The 16,449-nt window shown below is 63.8% G+C and carries 12 protein-coding genes; 7 read left to right on the top strand and 5 right to left on the bottom strand.

Annotation, left to right across the window (positions count from 1 at the left end):
- Nucleotides 1-7: 7 nt before the first annotated feature.
- From NKJ06_RS14535 to NKJ06_RS14515, 5 genes are read left to right on the top strand one after another with little or no spacing between them, the layout of a single operon-like run.
- The gene (locus tag NKJ06_RS14535; RefSeq protein WP_352630052.1) at nucleotides 8-1,549 is read left to right on the top strand and encodes a sugar ABC transporter ATP-binding protein; all 1,542 of its coding nucleotides are present in this window, start codon (nucleotides 8-10) and stop codon (nucleotides 1,547-1,549) included.
- The gene (locus NKJ06_RS14530) at nucleotides 1,546-2,526 is read left to right on the top strand and encodes an ABC transporter permease (protein ID WP_352630054.1); all 981 of its coding nucleotides are present in this window, start codon (nucleotides 1,546-1,548) and stop codon (nucleotides 2,524-2,526) included. Before NKJ06_RS14535 ends, NKJ06_RS14530 begins: the two co-directional genes overlap by 4 nt.
- The gene (locus tag NKJ06_RS14525; protein ID WP_352630056.1) at nucleotides 2,523-3,518 is read left to right on the top strand and encodes an ABC transporter permease; all 996 of its coding nucleotides are present in this window, start codon (nucleotides 2,523-2,525) and stop codon (nucleotides 3,516-3,518) included. The genes NKJ06_RS14530 and NKJ06_RS14525 overlap by 4 nt, the downstream gene beginning before the upstream one ends.
- Entirely contained in the window at nucleotides 3,518-3,835 is a 318-nt protein-coding gene (gene rhaM / locus NKJ06_RS14520; protein ID WP_352630059.1) for an L-rhamnose mutarotase, read from the top strand. The genes NKJ06_RS14525 and rhaM overlap by 1 nt, the downstream gene beginning before the upstream one ends.
- A complete protein-coding gene (locus NKJ06_RS14515) occupies nucleotides 3,832-5,208 on the top strand; it encodes an FGGY-family carbohydrate kinase (protein WP_352630061.1) in 1,377 nt (458 codons plus the stop codon). Before rhaM ends, NKJ06_RS14515 begins: the two co-directional genes overlap by 4 nt.
- Here NKJ06_RS14515 and NKJ06_RS14510 read toward each other — a convergent pair whose 3' ends face one another.
- From NKJ06_RS14510 to galE, 3 genes are all read right to left on the bottom strand, one after another.
- Nucleotides 5,209-7,035, bottom strand: a complete 1,827-nt coding sequence (locus NKJ06_RS14510) for an alanine racemase (RefSeq protein WP_352630063.1) — start codon at nucleotides 7,033-7,035, stop codon at nucleotides 5,209-5,211.
- A gap of 1 nt (nucleotide 7,036) precedes the next feature.
- Complete coding sequence (locus NKJ06_RS14505; RefSeq protein ID WP_352630065.1) at nucleotides 7,037-8,287, bottom strand: D-amino acid dehydrogenase; 1,251 nt, start codon at nucleotides 8,285-8,287, stop codon at nucleotides 7,037-7,039.
- Between the two features lie 106 nt (nucleotides 8,288-8,393).
- Nucleotides 8,394-9,389, bottom strand: a complete 996-nt coding sequence (galE, locus tag NKJ06_RS14500) for a UDP-glucose 4-epimerase GalE (RefSeq protein ID WP_352630067.1) — start codon at nucleotides 9,387-9,389, stop codon at nucleotides 8,394-8,396.
- 265 nt (nucleotides 9,390-9,654) lie between these two features.
- On the opposite strand from galE, the gene hemA reads away from it, so the two are divergent.
- On the top strand, nucleotides 9,655-10,932 hold the full coding sequence (hemA, locus tag NKJ06_RS14495) for a 5-aminolevulinate synthase (protein ID WP_352630069.1): 1,278 nt from the start codon (nucleotides 9,655-9,657) through the stop codon (nucleotides 10,930-10,932).
- 10 nt (nucleotides 10,933-10,942) lie between these two features.
- Here hemA and NKJ06_RS14490 read toward each other — a convergent pair whose 3' ends face one another.
- Together NKJ06_RS14490 and mscL are read right to left on the bottom strand one after the other, a co-directional pair.
- Nucleotides 10,943-12,109, bottom strand: coding sequence for a pyridoxal phosphate-dependent aminotransferase (locus tag NKJ06_RS14490; protein WP_352630071.1), 1,167 nt, complete (start codon nucleotides 12,107-12,109; stop codon nucleotides 10,943-10,945).
- 111 nt (nucleotides 12,110-12,220) lie between these two features.
- The gene (gene mscL / locus NKJ06_RS14485) at nucleotides 12,221-12,643 is read right to left on the bottom strand and encodes a large conductance mechanosensitive channel protein MscL (protein WP_056588266.1); all 423 of its coding nucleotides are present in this window, start codon (nucleotides 12,641-12,643) and stop codon (nucleotides 12,221-12,223) included.
- A gap of 267 nt (nucleotides 12,644-12,910) precedes the next feature.
- On the opposite strand from mscL, the gene NKJ06_RS14480 reads away from it, so the two are divergent.
- Nucleotides 12,911-16,420, top strand: coding sequence for a PAS domain-containing hybrid sensor histidine kinase/response regulator (locus NKJ06_RS14480; RefSeq protein ID WP_352630074.1), 3,510 nt, complete (start codon nucleotides 12,911-12,913; stop codon nucleotides 16,418-16,420).
- Nucleotides 16,421-16,449 lie beyond the last annotated feature (29 nt).

Raw genomic sequence — 16,449 nt, 5'->3', positions numbered from 1 at the left:
TACGACTATGGACACGACAGCCCAACACAGCGCGGCAACCGAACGGCCTCCGGCCTTGGCTCCACGCCTGACGCTGTCCGGCATCTCCAAGAACTTTCCCGGCGTGCGCGCGCTGCACAATGTCAGCCTGTCGCTCTATCCGGGCCAGGTGACCGCGCTGATCGGTGAGAACGGTGCCGGCAAGTCGACCCTGGTCAAGATCATGACCGGCATCTACCAACCCGACACGGGCACGATCAGCATCGGCGGCGAGGCGGTCACGCTGCCCAGCGCGCATGCCGCCTTCGGCTATGGCGTCACCGCCATCCACCAGGAAACCGTGCTGTTCGACGATTTGACGGTTGCTGAAAACATCTTTCTCGGCCACGCGCCACGTACGCGTTTCGGCACCATCGACTGGCGCACGATGCGCAAGAATGCACGCGAAGTGCTCGACATCATGCATGCCGGCCATATCGACGCCGACGCGCGGCTGAAGGACCTCGGCATCGCCAACAAACATCTGGTCGCCGTGGCGCGGGCCATGTCGATCGATGCGCAGATCGTCATCATGGACGAGCCGACCGCCGCCCTTTCGATGAAGGAGATCGAGGAGCTTTTCCTGCTGATCGAATTCCTCAAAAGCGAAGGCAAGGCGATCCTGTTCATCAGCCACAAGTTCGACGAGATCTACCGCATTGCGGATCGCTACACGGTGTTCCGCGACGGCGAGATGGTCGGTGAAGGTCTCATCAAGGATGCCGGCCAGAGCCAGATCGTGCGCCTGATGGTCGGCCGCGCGGTCGACCACATCTTTCCGCAGCGCAAAGCCGAGATCGGCGCGCCGGTGCTGTCCGTCTCCGGCCTGTCGCATCCGACCGAGTTCAACGACATCGGCTTCGAATTGCACAAGGGCGAGATCCTCGGCTTCTACGGCCTTGTCGGCGCCGGGCGCAGCGAGGTGATGCAGGCGATATCGGGCATCACCCGCACGTCAGCCGGCACGATCACGCTGGAAGGCAATGTGATCGCGCCGAGATCGGCGGCGGATTCGATCGATGCCGGCATCGTCTACGTGCCCGAGGAACGCGGCAAGCAGGGCGTGGTGATCGGCCTGCCGATCTTCCAGAACATCTCGCTGCCTTCGCTCAAGCGCACCTCAAGATCCGGCCTGCTGCGGCTGGCGGAGGAGTTTTCGCTCGCCCGCTCCTACACCGAGCGGCTCGACCTGCGCGCCTCCTCGCTCAGCCAGGATGTCGGCACGCTGTCGGGCGGCAACCAGCAGAAGATCGTCATCGCCAAATGGCTGGCGACCGCGCCCAAGGTGATCATCCTGGACGAGCCGACCAAGGGCATCGACATCGGCTCCAAGGCCGCCGTGCACGGCTTCATGGCCGAGCTGGTGGCGCAGGGTCTGTCGGTGATCATGGTGTCATCCGAACTGCCCGAAATCCTCGGCATGTCCGACCGCGTCGTCGTCATGCGCGAGGGTCTCGTTGCAGCGGTCTACGACAACAAGGGGCTGGACGCCGAGACGCTGGTCAGGACGGCAGCAGGGATCGCGGCATGAAAGCGTTTTTCAAATACCGTGAAATCTGGCTGTTCGCGGCCATCATCGTGCTGATCGGATTGATCTCGACGCGCTTCCCAGCCTTTGCCGACTCCGGCAATTTGCGCCAGGTGTTCAACGACACCTCGATCCTGATGATCCTGGCGCTTGGCCAGATGGTGGTCATCCTGACCCGGTCGATCGATCTGTCGATGGCGTCCAACCTCTGCTTCACCGGCATGGTGGTGGCGATGCTGAACGCCGCGCATCCGGCAATCCCGATCCCGCTGCTGATCGTTATTGCGCTGCTGGTCGGCCTGTTGCTCGGCGCCATCAACGGCCTGCTGGTCTGGCGGCTGAACATCCCCTCGATCGTGGTGACATTGGGCACGCTGACCATCTATCGCGGCGCCACCTTCGTCCTGTCCGGCGGCGCCTGGGTCAATGCCGACAAGATGAGCCCGGACTTCATCGGCTTCCAGCGTGCAGCGTTCCTCGGCATCCCAGTGCTGTCCTGGATCGCCATCCTGGTCATCGCGCTGTTCTTCGTCCTGATGACGCGCACCGCGCTCGGCCGCTCGATCTATGCCATCGGCGTCAACCCGACGGCCTCGGTCTATGCCGGCATCGATGTCGGCCGCACGAAGTTCATCGTCTTCTGCATCTCCGGCATGATCGGCGGCCTCTCGGGCTATCTCTGGATCTCGCGCTATGTGATCGCCTCGGTCGAGGTCGCCAACGGCTACGAGCTCAACATCATCGCCGCCTGCGTCATCGGCGGCATATCGATCGCCGGCGGCATCGGTTCGGTCGGCGGCGCGGTGCTCGGCGCGCTGTTCCTCGGCATCATCTCCAACGCACTGCCGGTCATAAACATCTCGCCCTTCTGGCAGATGGCGATCTCGGGCAGCGCCATCATTCTGGCCGTCGTGCTCAACGCGCGCGGCGAACGCCGGCAGGGCCGCATCATCCTGAGAAAGATGGAGGCGGTGACATGACCGACATCCCTGCCCCGCGCCACATTCCCGACCGGCTCGACAAGCCGCTGCGTTCGGCGATCTTTTCCTGGGAAGCGCTGCTGGTCGTGGTGGCGGTGGCGATCTTCGCCATCAACAGCTTCGCCTCGCCCTATTTCCTCGACCCGTACTCGCTGTCCGATCTCACCTTCAATTTCACCGAGAAGGGCCTGATCGCGTTCGCCATGGCGCTGCTGATCATTTCAGGCGAGATCGACCTGTCGGTGGCGGCCATCATCGCGCTGGCGTCGACCATGATGGGCATGGCGGTGCAGGCCGGCGCCGACACACCGGTGCTGGTGCTGATCGGCATCGTCGTCGGGCTCGGCTGCGGCGCCTTCAACGGGTTGCTGGTGACAAGGCTCGGCCTGCCCTCCATCGTCGTCACCATCGGCACGATGAGCCTGTTTCGCGGCATCGCCTTCATCATTCTCGGCGACCAGGCCTACAAGGGCTACTCCGAGAGCTTCGCCTTCTTCGGCCAAGGCTATGTCTGGTGGGTGGTGTCGTTCGAACTTGTGCTCTTCCTGATCGCGGCCGTCGTCTACTGGTTCCTTCTGCACCGCACGAGTTTCGGCCGACGCGTCTTTGCCATCGGCAACAATCCGATAGCTGCACAATTTTCCGGCGTGCGCGTCGGCCGCACCAAGTTCATCCTGTTCTGCCTGACCGGGCTGATGTCGGGCATCGCCTCGGTGCTGATCACCTCGCGGCTGGGTTCGACGCGGCCCTCGATCGCACAGGGCTATGAGTTGGAAGTCATCACCATGGTGGTGCTCGGCGGCGTCAGCATCCTCGGCGGTGCCGGCAGCATCCTGGGCGTCGTGCTCGCCGCTTTCATCATGGGGCTGGTGACCTTCGGGCTTGGCCTCCTCAACGTGCCCGGCATCGTCATGTCGATCTTCATCGGCCTGCTGCTGATCATCGTCATCGCGCTGCCGATCGTCTGGCGGCGGCTGCGTGGTAACAGCTGATGTCGCAGAAATATGCGTTCAAGATGAAGCTGAAGCCCGGCATGAAGGCCGAGTACAAGAAGCGCCACGACGAGATCTGGCCGTCGCTGGTCGCACTGCTGAAGCAGGCCGGCGTCTCCGATTATTCCATCCATCTCGACGAAGAGACGAGCATTCTGTTCGGCGTGCTGTGGCGGCGAGACGACCACGGCATGGGCGAATTGCCGAAGCATCCGGTGATGCAGCGCTGGTGGGCCCACATGGCCGACATCATGGAAACCAAGCCGGACAACGAACCGGTGGCCGTGCCGCTGGAAACCGTGTTCCATATGGCATGAGCGCGATACGCCACATCGCCGTCATCGACATCGGCAAGACCAACGCCAAGGTGGCGCTGGTCGACCTCGCGACGTTGAGCGAGGTGGCGTTGCGCCGCATGGCGAATGCGCCGGTGCGGCAGGCGCCCTACCCGCACCACGATGTCGAGGCCTTGTGGACGTTCATCCTCGAAAGCCTTGCCGGCCTCAACCGCGAGCAGCGCATCGACGCCATTTCGATTACGACCCATGGCGCGACGGGCGCGCTGGTCGACGCCGCGGGCGAACTGGTGCTGCCGGTGCTCGACTATGAGTTCGACGGCCCCGACAGGCTGGCGGCGGACTATGACACGATCCGCCCACCTTTCGCCGAGACCGGCACGCCGCGCCTGCCGCTCGGCCTCAATCTCGGTGCACAATTCTTCTGGCAGCAGAAAAGCTTCCCGGCGGAATTCGCCAAGGCCACCGCGATGCTGATGTATCCGCAATATTGGGCCTTGCGCCTGACCGGCGTCGCTGCCAACGAGGTGACTTCGCTCGGCTGCCACACGGATCTGTGGAACCCATGGACGGCGGATTTTTCATCACTGGTCGACAGCCTGGAATGGCGCGATCTGATGGCGCCGGTGCGGCCAGCCAGGGATCGCCTCGGCCCGATCCTGCCGGCGCTTGCCGCGCGAACCGGCCTTGACCCGCAAACGCCGGTCTTCTGCGGCCTGCATGATTCCAACGCGTCGCTGCTGCCGCATCTTCTCTCCGACAAACCGCCTTTCTCCGTCGTCTCGACCGGCACCTGGGTGGTGTCGATGGCGGTCGGCGGCAAACAGATTGCGCTGGATGCGGCACGCGACACGCTGGTCAATGTCAACGCATTGGGCGCGCCTGTGCCTTCGGCTCGCTTCATGGGCGGGCGCGAATTTTCCGTGCTGACGAAGGACCAACCAGAGCAGTGGAGCGAAGATGATGTCGGCGCCGTGCTGGCACGAAAGGTGCTGCTGCTGCCATCGACCCAGCAAGGGTCGGGGCCGTTCCCGCACCAGGCCGCGACATGGCTCAACGCCGACGACATGAACAGCGGCCAGCACTTTGCCGCCATCTCGTTCTATCTGGCGTTGATGACGGCGACCTGCCTCGACCTGATCGGCGCCGACGGCCCGACCACAGTCGAAGGGCCCTTTGCCCGCAACCGCCTCTTTGTTGGCATGCTGGCAGCCAGCACGGGACGCGCCGTCGTTGCGTCCGAGGCCGCCACCGGCACCAGCATCGGCGCCGCGCTGCTGGCAACCGGTCAATTGATGGCGCAGGGCAAAGGCGAAAGAATGGAGCGGCCTACCGACCCGGTCTGGTCCGACTACGTCAGTGCCTGGCGCGCCGCGGTCGTAGCGCGGAGCTGACTACAAAATTCGCTTGCCGAAGGCCGACATGACGAAGTTGACGACATCGGCGCCGATCCGTAGCTCCAGATCCGCGGTCAGGCTCGAAACATCCATCGACAGCAGTCCGCCGGAGAGCGCGATCGCCTCCATCGCCTGGTGCGTTTCGCGCACAGTGAGGCCGCCGGAGCCCGCCGCCCAGCCTGCGAATTCGGTTGCGGTCGGCGAATAGCTGACGTGAAACCCTTGCGTGCCGGAGGTGGCGATGCGGATCGCCTCATGCATCAGGTCGCGCATGCCCATGGCGTCGATATCGGTCATGGTGAAGGCCGACACGCGCGAATCCTTCAGCACCCTCGCTTCAGCCGGATCGGCATGGCGCAGGCCAACGATGACGACATTCTCCGGCGACATTTGCGGCTGCAACGCGCCCGCCTTATGGTCGAGACCGAGTGTGCGCGCCAGCACCGAGCCTTCCGGCAGGTCGATGCCGTCCTCTTCCTCGGGCATCAGGGCGGCGATGGAATCGATCCAGATCAGGCCGAAGGAATGCGTCGCGCGCGCCGTTGCGGTCAGCGCCTTGTGGGCGATGCGACGGTCGGCGCCGGCCGTCAGCCGGATCAGCCCCGATGGCGGCCGTTCGACATCGGCGAGTTCCACGACGTCGAAATTCATCGCTTCCAGCCGCGCGCCGGTGCCTTCCCGAGCCAGGATGCCGGCAGCCCCCTGCTCGGCCGTGATCTGCACCATCTTGCGGCCGGAAAAGTCCTCGACGTCATGCATCGGAGCCTTCTCGACATATTCCGAAGTCATCGCCAGCAGCATGGCGCCATAGCTCATGCGGAAGGCGACGCGGTCGCCAACGGTCGGCGGCGGATCGGCATCGGCAACATCCAGCAACAGATGGTCGCTGGAGGCGCCGAGCACCCGTATCCCGTTGGCAATCGGCGTCAACCCCTCGACCAGCACATCCTCGCGGCCGATATTGGCAATGGCGCGCAGCCTGTCGCCCTCGTCGGGGAAGATCGGCTGGTTGCCGAAGGCGTCGTAGCCGGATTGGCCGATCGGCCGTGACGGCTTGAGCTTGACCTCGATGATGTCGCTGGTCAGCCGGCAGGCATCGGGTTCGAGTTCGGCCCATGGCGTGTCGCGGAAAGTCTCGACGCCGCCTTGCAGGATCGCCTCACCGACTCGCAGATTGTTGATGCCGGCCGGCAGTCTGCCTTCGAGCAGCAACGGCAGCGACGACGAGGCGCCGCCGGAAATCCAGTCGAGGCTTTTGCCGGACAGGCGCTCGGTCTTGTAGGCATGGGCGACGAGCTGGCCGAGGTTTTCCGGCGTCGGCATGATGGCGCCGAAACAGCCGAGATTGGTGCCGATGCCAGCAATGCGCACGCCTTTGTATTGCAGGATCTGCTCAACCGTCGGGATCAGGTCATTCGGCCAGATGCCTTCGCGGAGATCGCCGAGGTCGATCATCAGCATGATGTCGTGGACGCGGCCCATGCGTTCGGCAATGCGCGAAATCTCGCGGATTGTGGCGAGTTCCGACTGCAGACTGATATCGACGGTGCGCACCACCTCCTCGACACGCGCCATCGGCGGGCTGCGCAGCAGCATGATCGGCGCGTTGATGCCGCTGTCGCGCAGCCGGCGGATGTTCTCGAAACGCGATTCGGCGATGCCGGCAACGCCGCCACGCAGCATGGCGCGCGCCACTTGCGGCATGCCGCAGGTGCCCTTGGTGACGCCGAATACCTTGATGCCCGATAGCGCGCAACGCCCAACGATGGTGCGCGCATTGCGCTCGATGCGGCCGAGGTCGATGGCGACTTGCGGTCCCGACATCCTAGCCTCCGTAGACCAGCCCTTGCGGGTCGATCTCCGGCTTGCGGCCGGCGACGAGGTCGGCAAGGAATTTTCCCGAGCCGCAGGCCATGGTCCAGCCGACATGGCCGTGGCCGGTGTCGAGATAGAGATTCCCATAGCGCGCCCGGCCGATGACCGGCACGGAGTTCGGCATCATCGGCCGCAGGCCTGCCCACAGCTCCGCCTTCTTCTCGTCGAAGGCACCGGGAAACAGGTCCTTGCCGGTCCTGAACATGGCAGCGAAGTCGCTGGGCTTATGGCTGCGGTCAAAGCCGGTGAATTCGGCGGTCGAGGCGAGCCGCAGCCGGTTGCCAAGCCTGGAATAGGCGATCAACTGGTCTTCGTCGGCGCCGCCCATGGTCGGCCCCTTGCTCTCGTCTTCCAGCGGAATGGTCGCGGTATAACCCTTCACCGGATAGACAGGCAGGTCGATGCCGTAGCGGCGGCCGAGCAGGCCGCTTTCCGGTCCCATCGAGATGACCACGGCATCCCCAGTGATTGGTCCGGCCGAAGTCATCACCGCACTCACCCGGTCGCCCTCGATGGCGAGGCCCTCGACCGTCGTTCCATAGAGAAAGTTCACGCCGAGCTTTTCGGCTGAATAGGCCGCGAGTTTTTCCACGAACTGCCGGGAATCGCCGGTCTGGTCGATCGGCGAATAGACGCCGCCGGCTATCTTTTCCTTCACCCCGGCAAGACCCGGTTCAAGCTCGACCAGCCGCTCGCGGCCGACGATCTCGATCGGCAGGCCATGCTCGGCCAGATAGCGATAATTGTCGGTGCCGGTGTCGAGACTGTGCTGCGAGCGGAAGAAATAGAGGATGCCCTTCTTGCGCTCGTCATAGCGAACGCCGGTCTCGGCGGAGATGGCGTTGATGCAGTCGCGGGAATAGAGCGCCAGGCGCAGCTTGACCCTGCTGTTGGCGCGCAGGCGCTCTTTCGTGCACTGGCGCAGGAAGCGCAGGCTCCAGGCGAGGAAATAGGGATCGAAGCGCAGCCGGACCTTGATGCCGAGATCATGGTTGTAGAGCGCACGCAGGAATGTCTTCAGGGCCGCCGGCGAAGCCCAGGCGGTGGCATCGCCCGGCGACACCAGACCGGCGTTCGATTGGCTGGTGCCGCGCGCCGGCGCCGCATGGCGCTCGATCACGGTGACCTCGTGGCCGTCGCTCGCCAAATAATAGGCGGCGGCCGAACCGACGACACCGGCCCCGAGCACCGTTATTTTCATGCCATTCCCCCAAAAGCTCGACGCGACGCAGCGCCTCCACGTCGAGCCGCGAATACCTTCAATAGCGCTTCACTGCCCGCCTTGCGAGCCCTTGGGAGAACCCGGCTCAGCCCCGCGCGGAGTTCTTGCCGGTCAGGATGCGCTCCCAGGCGAGCGCGTCGGCAACGATCTGGTCGAGGTCGTCGCGTTGCGGGGTCCAGCCGAGTTCGGCGCGGGCGAGATCCGAATTGGCAACCACCGCCGCGGCGTCGCCGGGACGACGATCGCCCATCTTCACCTCGAAATCATGGCCAAAGGCGCGCCGCACGCTGTCGATGACCTCGAGCACCGAGTAGCCATGGCTGTAGCCGCAATTGGCGACGAGGCTCGCGCCCCCGGCGCGCAGCCGCTGCAGGGCCAGGCGATGCGCCGCCGCCAGGTCGCTGACATGGATGTAGTCGCGCATGCAGGTGCCGTCCGGCGTCGGATAATCGGTGCCGAACACCTGCATGAACGGCCGCTTCCCGAGCGCCGTCTCGCAGGCGACCTTGATCAGATGGGTGGCGCCCGGCGTCGATTGGCCGGTGCGGCCCTTCGGGTCGGCGCCGGCGACGTTGAAATAGCGCAGCGCGGTATAGCGCAGGCCGTGCGCTATCGCCGCGTCGCGCAGCATCCATTCGCTCATCAGCTTGGACAGGCCATAGGGCGATTCCGGCGCCAGGCGGGCATCCTCGCGCACCGGCTCCAGCCCGGCGCCGCCATAGACGGCCGCAGTCGAGGAAAAGATGAAATTGGGCACGCCTTCGCGCACCGCGGTCTCGATCAGCGTGCGCGTCTTGCTGGTGTTGTTCTCGTAGTAGGCAAGCGGGTCGGCGACCGATTCCGGGACCACGATCGAACCGGCGAAATGGATGATCGCGTCGACCTTGTTTTCCCTGATGATCGAGCCGACCAACTCCCTGTCGGCGACATCGCCAACCACCAGCTTCGCCTCCGGCGCTACCGCCCATTCGAAGCCGGTCGAAAGACGGTCGAGAACGACCACGCTCTCGCCGGCATCCAGCAGCTCCCAGACCATATGGCTGCCGATATAGCCGGCGCCGCCTGTTACCAAAACTGTCATCCGCGACCTCGCATCTCAAGATTTATCGGAAACTGTCTCAACCCCGCTCTACTGGAAAGCCTGCCTGATAGCCATTAGAACTCGTGGTAACCGATATTGTCGGCATGTGGCATCGTCCTGAAACAAAATTGATCCACATCAACGGAATAGGCCACGATCCGTGGTCGTTAGGAACAGGTCCGGGGCGTGGCATTTTGACCAAAATGGCCCGGTGGACGACCAATAGGGCAATGATTATGATCCCGCGCAAAATTGGGAAGTCGACATGAACTATCAGCGGTTTTTCGAGGAAGCGATCGACCAGCTCCATGCAGAGCGTCGCTACCGCGTCTTCGCCGACCTCGAGCGCATCGCGGGCAAGTTTCCGCGCGCCATCTGGCGTTCCAATGGCCGCGCCGAGGAAATCACCGTCTGGTGCTCCAATGATTATCTCGGCATGGGCCAGCATCCCGACGTCATCGCCGCGTTCCAGAATGCGGCTGGCAAAATGGGGTCGGGCGCCGGCGGCACCCGCAACATTTCCGGCACCAGCAATCCGCTGGTAGAGCTCGAACTGGAGCTCGCGGACCTGCACGACAAGGAAGCCGCACTCGTCTTCACCTCTGGCTTCGTCTCCAACGAAGCCTCGATCTCGACCATCGCGCGGCTTTTGCCCAATTGCCTGATCATCTCGGACGAATTGAACCACGCCTCGATGATCGAAGGCGTGCGACGCTCCGGTGCCGAGAAGAAGATCTTCCGCCACAATGATGTCGCGCATCTGGAAAGCCTGCTGCAGGCGGCTGGCCGCGAACGCGCCAAGCTGATCGTCTTCGAAAGCGTCTATTCGATGGATGGCGACATTGCGCCGATCAAGCAGATCGTCGAACTCGCCGAGCGCTACAACGCCATGACCTATATCGACGAGGTCCATGCCGTCGGGATGTACGGACCGCGCGGCGGCGGCATCACCGAACGTGAGGGCCTGGCCGACCGCATCGACATCATCGAAGGCACGCTCGCCAAGGCATTCGGCACGCTAGGCGGCTACATCACCGGCACAAGTGCTGTCATCGACGCCGTGCGCTCCTATGCGCCGGGCTTCATCTTCACCACGGCGCTGCCGCCGGCGATCGCGGCTGCCGCGACCACGTCGATCCGCCATCTCAAGCGCTCGCAGGCCGAGCGCGACGCCCAGCAGCAGCAGGCCGCGAGGACCAAGCAGATACTCTCTGCCGCCGGCCTGCCAGTGATGGACTCGCCGACCCATATCGTACCGCTGCTGGTCGGTGATCCGGAAGCTTGCAAGATGGCCAGCGACCGGCTGCTCGGCGTGCACGGCATCTACATCCAGCCGATCAACTACCCGACCGTGCCGCGCGGCACCGAGCGGCTGCGCATCACCCCGACGCCGTTCCACTCCGATGCACTGATCGCCGAGTTGCAGGATGCGCTGGTCGAGACCTGGGATGCACTCGGCATTCCCTACGGCTCCGCCGGTCGGCCATCTGTGGCCAAGAGCGACCGGATTATTCCGCTGCTGGTGCCGAAATCAGGCGGCTGAAGCCGTTTGCTCAGACAGTCTTCATCCAATTCGCCAGACGATGCGCCGCTTCCTCGATCTGGTCGAGGCGGCGGTGGAAGCACAGCCTGAGGAAGGCTTCGCCGCCGGGGCCGAAGGCGGTGCCGGGCGCCAGACCGACATTGGCCTTGTCGACGATGTCGAAGGCGGCAGTGCGTGAATCGGTGATGCCGTCGACGGTGAAAAAGAGATAGAACGCGCCTTGCGGCACGGTGAACCGGGCGCGGCCTGTGGCGCCGAGAATGCCGCAGACCAGATCACGCGCCTTGCGCGCCCGCTCCACCTGTTCGGCAACGAAGGCATCGCCCTCATCGAGCGCTGCTACCGCGCCGCGCTGCATGAACTGGGCAACGCCGGAGTTCGAATACTGGATCAGGTTCTCGAACACCTGCTGCAAGGCGGGATGGGTCTTGATCCAGCCGACACGCCAGCCGGTCATCGCCCAGTTCTTCGAGAAACTGTTGACGAACAGGATGCGGTCTTCCGCCGTGGCGATATCGAGGAAGGACGGCGCACGGCCATGGCTGTAGTGGAACAGTGAATAAATCTCGTCGGCGATGATCCAGAGGTTCTTCGCGCGCGCCAGATCGAGGATCGCCTGCAAGGTTTCGGGATCGGCGGTCCAGCCGGTCGGGTTGGATGGCGTGTTGATGAACAGCGCCCTGGTGCGAGGCGTAATCGCCGCCGCAATCTTCTCGACGTCGCAGGACCAGCCATTGCCGGAATGGTCGAGCGTGACAGCCACCGGAACGGCTCCCGATATCCCTGCTGCAGCGTCGAAATTCGGCCAGGCCGGCGACAGGTAGATGACCTCGTCGCCGGCACCGGCGAGCGCGTCGAGCGCCAGCTGGATAGCGTGCATGCCGGACCCGGTGACGATGAATTGCTCCTCGGGGAAGGTCTTGCCGAAATGCCTGGCATAGTAGCGGGAAAGCGCCTGCCTGAGATCGGGGATGCCTCTCTGCCAGGTGTAGAACGTCTCGCCGCCGGCCAGCGCCTTCGACGCGGCATCGGTGATGAAGGCCGGCGTCGGTAGGTCGCCCTCGCCGGCCCAGAGCGGGATCATGCCCTCGCGCAGGCGGCCGTAATTGACGACGGCGACAATGCCGCTTTCGGGCGCGGCGCGGGCCTCCGTGCGCAGGCTGTCGATCAGGGTCATGGGCGGGTCCGTTCCAATCTCGGGCGTTGATCAGCGCTCCTTACCAGATGCGAAAACAGAAAACCCCGGCCGCGAACGACCGGGGTTTTGGTCCAGCAAGGCTTTGCCGAATTATCTCTTGGCGAGCAGGTCGCGAATTTCGGTGAGCAGCGCGACATCGGCCGGCGGCGGAGCGGCTGGTGCAGCCGGCTTCTCGCGCTCAAGCCGCTTGCGCATGTTGTTCACCGCCTTGACCATCAGGAAGATGATGAAAGCGAGAATAAGGAAGTTCAATGCGACGGTTATGAAGCTGCCATACGCGAAAACAGCGCCTTGCTTTTTGGCGTCCGCCAGCGACGTGGCGTTGACGGCCGAGGAGAGCCCCAGGAAATAGTTGTTGAAGTCCAAGCCGCCGAAAATCGCGCCGACGATCGGCATAATGATGTCGTTGACAAGGGAATCGACGATCTTGCCGAAGGCCGCGCCGATGATGACGCCGACCGCAAGGTCCATCACATTGCCCTTGGAAATGAATTCCTGGAATTCTTTCAGCATTCGACCCTCCTTGTCATGACAGGCCGAACTGCCGTTTCCGTCCCTGCGGGCATCGACCTAAGGGCAACATAACAAAAACCTCCGGTTGCAACATCGGCAAAAAGCAGGAAGCAACCGGTTTCTCCTTAGCTGTGGCACCCCTGGTTCTGCTTATCCGCATGTCGCGGCCGCGATCATGCTTCCAAAGCCGCGATGGACTCGGACGCCAAGCTGTGATTGCGTCCGGGCAAGCCGGATAAAAAGACGGCATAGGAGGAAATTCCAAGCGTGCAGGGCTTGTTTATCGTCATCATCGCGATCGCATATGTGACGCTGCTGTTCGCCATCGCCAGCCTGGGCGACCGCCGTTCGGCCATTTCCGAGCCAAGCCGGGCCCGGCCCTTCATCTACGCCCTCAGCCTCGCCATCTACTGCACGTCCTGGACGTTTTTCGGCTCGGTCGGCCTCTCCTCCGAACGCGGCCTCGAATTCCTCGGCATCTATACCGGCCCGGTGCTGGTCTTCGTGTTCGGCTTCCCATTGCTCAACCGCATCATGCGGCTGGCCAAGACCGAAAAGATCACCTCGATCGCCGACTTCCTCGGCGCCCGCTACGGCAAGAGTTTTACTGTCGCTGCAATCGCCACGCTGATCGCCACCATCGGCGCGGTCCCCTATATCGCGCTGCAGTTGAAGGCGATCTCCGGTTCTGTCAGCCTGATGGTCGAGCACTATACGGGATCGCCGCCCTCCTTCGATCCCTTCGTCAGCGACATCTCGCTGGTCGTCGCCATGCTGCTGGCGCTGTTTGCGGTTCTGTTCGGCACACGCCACGCCGACGCCACCGAACACCAGGACGGGCTGGTGCTGGCGGTGGCCGTCGAAACGGTGGTCAAGCTTGCCGCCTTCCTCGCCATCGGCCTGATGGTCACCTTTCTGATCTTCGGCGGCCCTGGCGACATGGTCGACAAGCTCGCCCAGAATGCACAGGTTCGGCAGGCGATGAGCTACAACACCTCGCTCGCCACCTGGCTGGTGCTGACTTGCCTGAGCGGCTTTGCCATCATCATGCTGCCACGACAGTTCTACGTCACCATCGTCGAGAACCGCGGCGAGGCCGAGTTGCGCACCGCGACATGGGTGTTTCCGCTCTACCTCGTGGCGATCAATCTGTTCGTGCTGCCGATCGCCTTTGCCGGCCTGTCGCTGGTCGGCACCGGAACCAGCAGCGATCTCTATGTGCTGTCGCTGCCTCTGTTCAGCGGCCATGACGTGCTGGCGATGGCGGCTTTCATCGGCGGGCTGTCGGCGGCGACCGCGATGGTTATCGTCGAGAGCGTGGCGCTGTCGATCATGATCTCCAACGACCTCGTCATTCCGCTGTTCGTGCGCCGGTTGCTGAAGACCTCGACCTCAGAGAACGAAGACTGGTCGACGCTCATCCTCAATGTGCGGCGCGGGGCGATCTTCATCCTGCTGTTCATCGCCTTCCTCTACTATCGCGAAAGCACCAACAGCGCGCGCCTGTCGTCGATCGGCCTGATGTCGTTCGCGGCCATCGCCCAGTTCGCACCCGCCCTGATCGGCGGGCTGATCTGGCGCGGTGCGAACGGCCGGGGGGCAGCACTTGGCATGGTCGCCGGCATCCTCATCTGGGGCTACACGCTGCTATTTCCGTCGCTTGTCGCACCCGATACCGGCATCATCGTGCACGGGCTGTTCGGCTTCGAGGCGTTGCGGCCGCAGGCACTGTTCGGCACCGTCGCCGAACCGCTGAACCACGGCGTGTTGTGGAGCCTGTCGATCAACGCGGTGTTTTTTGTGCTGGGCTCACTCTCGCGCGCGTCGGTGCCGCTGGAGCGCATCCAGGCGTCGATCTTCGTGCCGCGCGAGGCCGGCCCGATGCCCAGCCTGCGCCGCTTCCGCACCGCCATCACCGTCAACGACCTCAAGGACACGATCGGGCGCTATCTCGGCGTCGAGCGCACCGAGCGCTCCTTCCAGTCGTTCGAAAAGACCAACGGAACCTCGCTGCACGGCAACGAGCAGGCGAGCATGGACGTCATCCGCTTCTCCGAGCAACTGCTGGCCAGCGCCGTCGGTTCCTCGTCGGCGCGGCTGATCCTGTCGCTGCTGTTTCGGCGCCACGACCGCGAATCCAGGGACGCCTTCCGCTTGCTCGACGACGCCACCGAGGCGCTGCAGCACAACCGCGACCTGCTTCAGATCGCGCTCGACCAGATGGAACAAGGCATCACTGTCTTCGATCGCGACTTCCGCCTGATCTGCTGGAACCGCCAGTACCGGGCGCTGTTCGACCTGCCCGATGAGATGGGCCAGGTCGGCGTCTCGCTCGACCGCATCCTGCGCCATCTTGCCGAGCGGGGCGATATCCCTGCCGATCAGCGTGTGGCGATGCTCAACCGGCTGACCAGCTTCGTCAGCCCCTGGCAGATGGAACTGAAGACCAGCGGCCGCATCCTGGAACTGCGTTCCAACCCGATGCCGGACGGCGGCATCGTCGCCACCTATGCCGACATTTCCGGGCGCGTCGAGCAGGATTTGGCGCTGAAACGCGCCAATGAATCGTTGGAGCAGCGCGTCAAGACCCGCACCATCGAGCTGACTCGGGTCAACGAGGAGTTGACCCGCGTCAACGAGGAACTGGCGCAGGCGCAGATGCTGGCCGAGGAGGCCAATCTCGGCAAGACACGTTTCCTCGCCGCCGCCGGCCACGACATCCTGCAGCCGCTGAACGCCGCCCGGCTTTATTGCTCGTCGCTGATCGAGAAAGCCGGCAAGGGGCCTGCCGGCAAGGCAGCGGTCAACATCGAATCCTCGCTGGAATCGGTCGAGACCATTCTCGGCGCCGTGCTCGACATCTCCCGCCTCGATGCCGGCGCGATGAAGCCGGACGATAGCGCCTTCAACCTTGACGGATTGCTGCGCCAGATCGGCAACGACTTCCGGCCGCTCGCCGCCGAAAAGAAGCTCGAGCTGACGATCATGCCGTCGTCGCTGACCGTGACCACGGACCGTAACCTTTTGCGCCGCCTGATCCAGAACCTCGTCTCAAACGCCATCAAATACACAAGACACGGCCGCGTGCTGGTCGGCGTCAGGCGGCGCGGCGAACTGGCCGAGATCCAGGTGATCGACACCGGCATCGGCATCGCCGGCGACAAGCTGAACACAGTCTTTCGCGAATTCACCCGGCTCGACGAAGGCGCGCGCGAAGCCGAGGGCCTCGGTCTCGGCCTCTCCATCGTCGACCGCATCGCCCGGGTGTTGCGCCTGGAGATCCGGATCTTTTCCAATTCCGGCAAGGGCACGCGCTTCTCCGTCATCCTGCCCGTGGCCGCCGTGCAGGAGCCGCGACGCGAAATCGAAACCAGGGTTCCTGCCCGCGCGACCGCTTCGCTGGCCGGGCTGCACGTGCTCTGCATCGACAATGATGCCCGTATCCTCGAAGGCATGCGGCTCCTGCTCGAAGGCTGGGGCTGCAATGTCGACACCGTGTCCGGCTCAAAGGATCTGGGTAGTACCGCAATGCACCGCCCGGACATCGTCCTTGCTGATTATCATCTCGACGGCGAAACCGGTCTCGACATCATCGCCAGGCTGCGCACGATCCATGGCGACACCCTTCCGGCCGTGCTGGTCACCGCCGACCGCTCCAACGAGGTGCGCACGGCCGCCGGCGGGCTCGAGATTCCGGTGATCAACAAGCCGCTAAAACCTGCGGTGCTGCGTTCAATGATGGCCAGGGTCAGGCCGCTGGCATCCGCGGCCGAATAGCATCAAAGGCGCCCGGCCGGAGTCGGCGA

It is taken from the genome of Mesorhizobium sp. M0293, from assembly GCF_040321735.1.
Taxonomy (GTDB): Bacteria; Pseudomonadota; Alphaproteobacteria; order Rhizobiales; family Rhizobiaceae; genus Mesorhizobium.
This window is presented reverse-complemented; position numbering and strand designations above follow the sequence as displayed.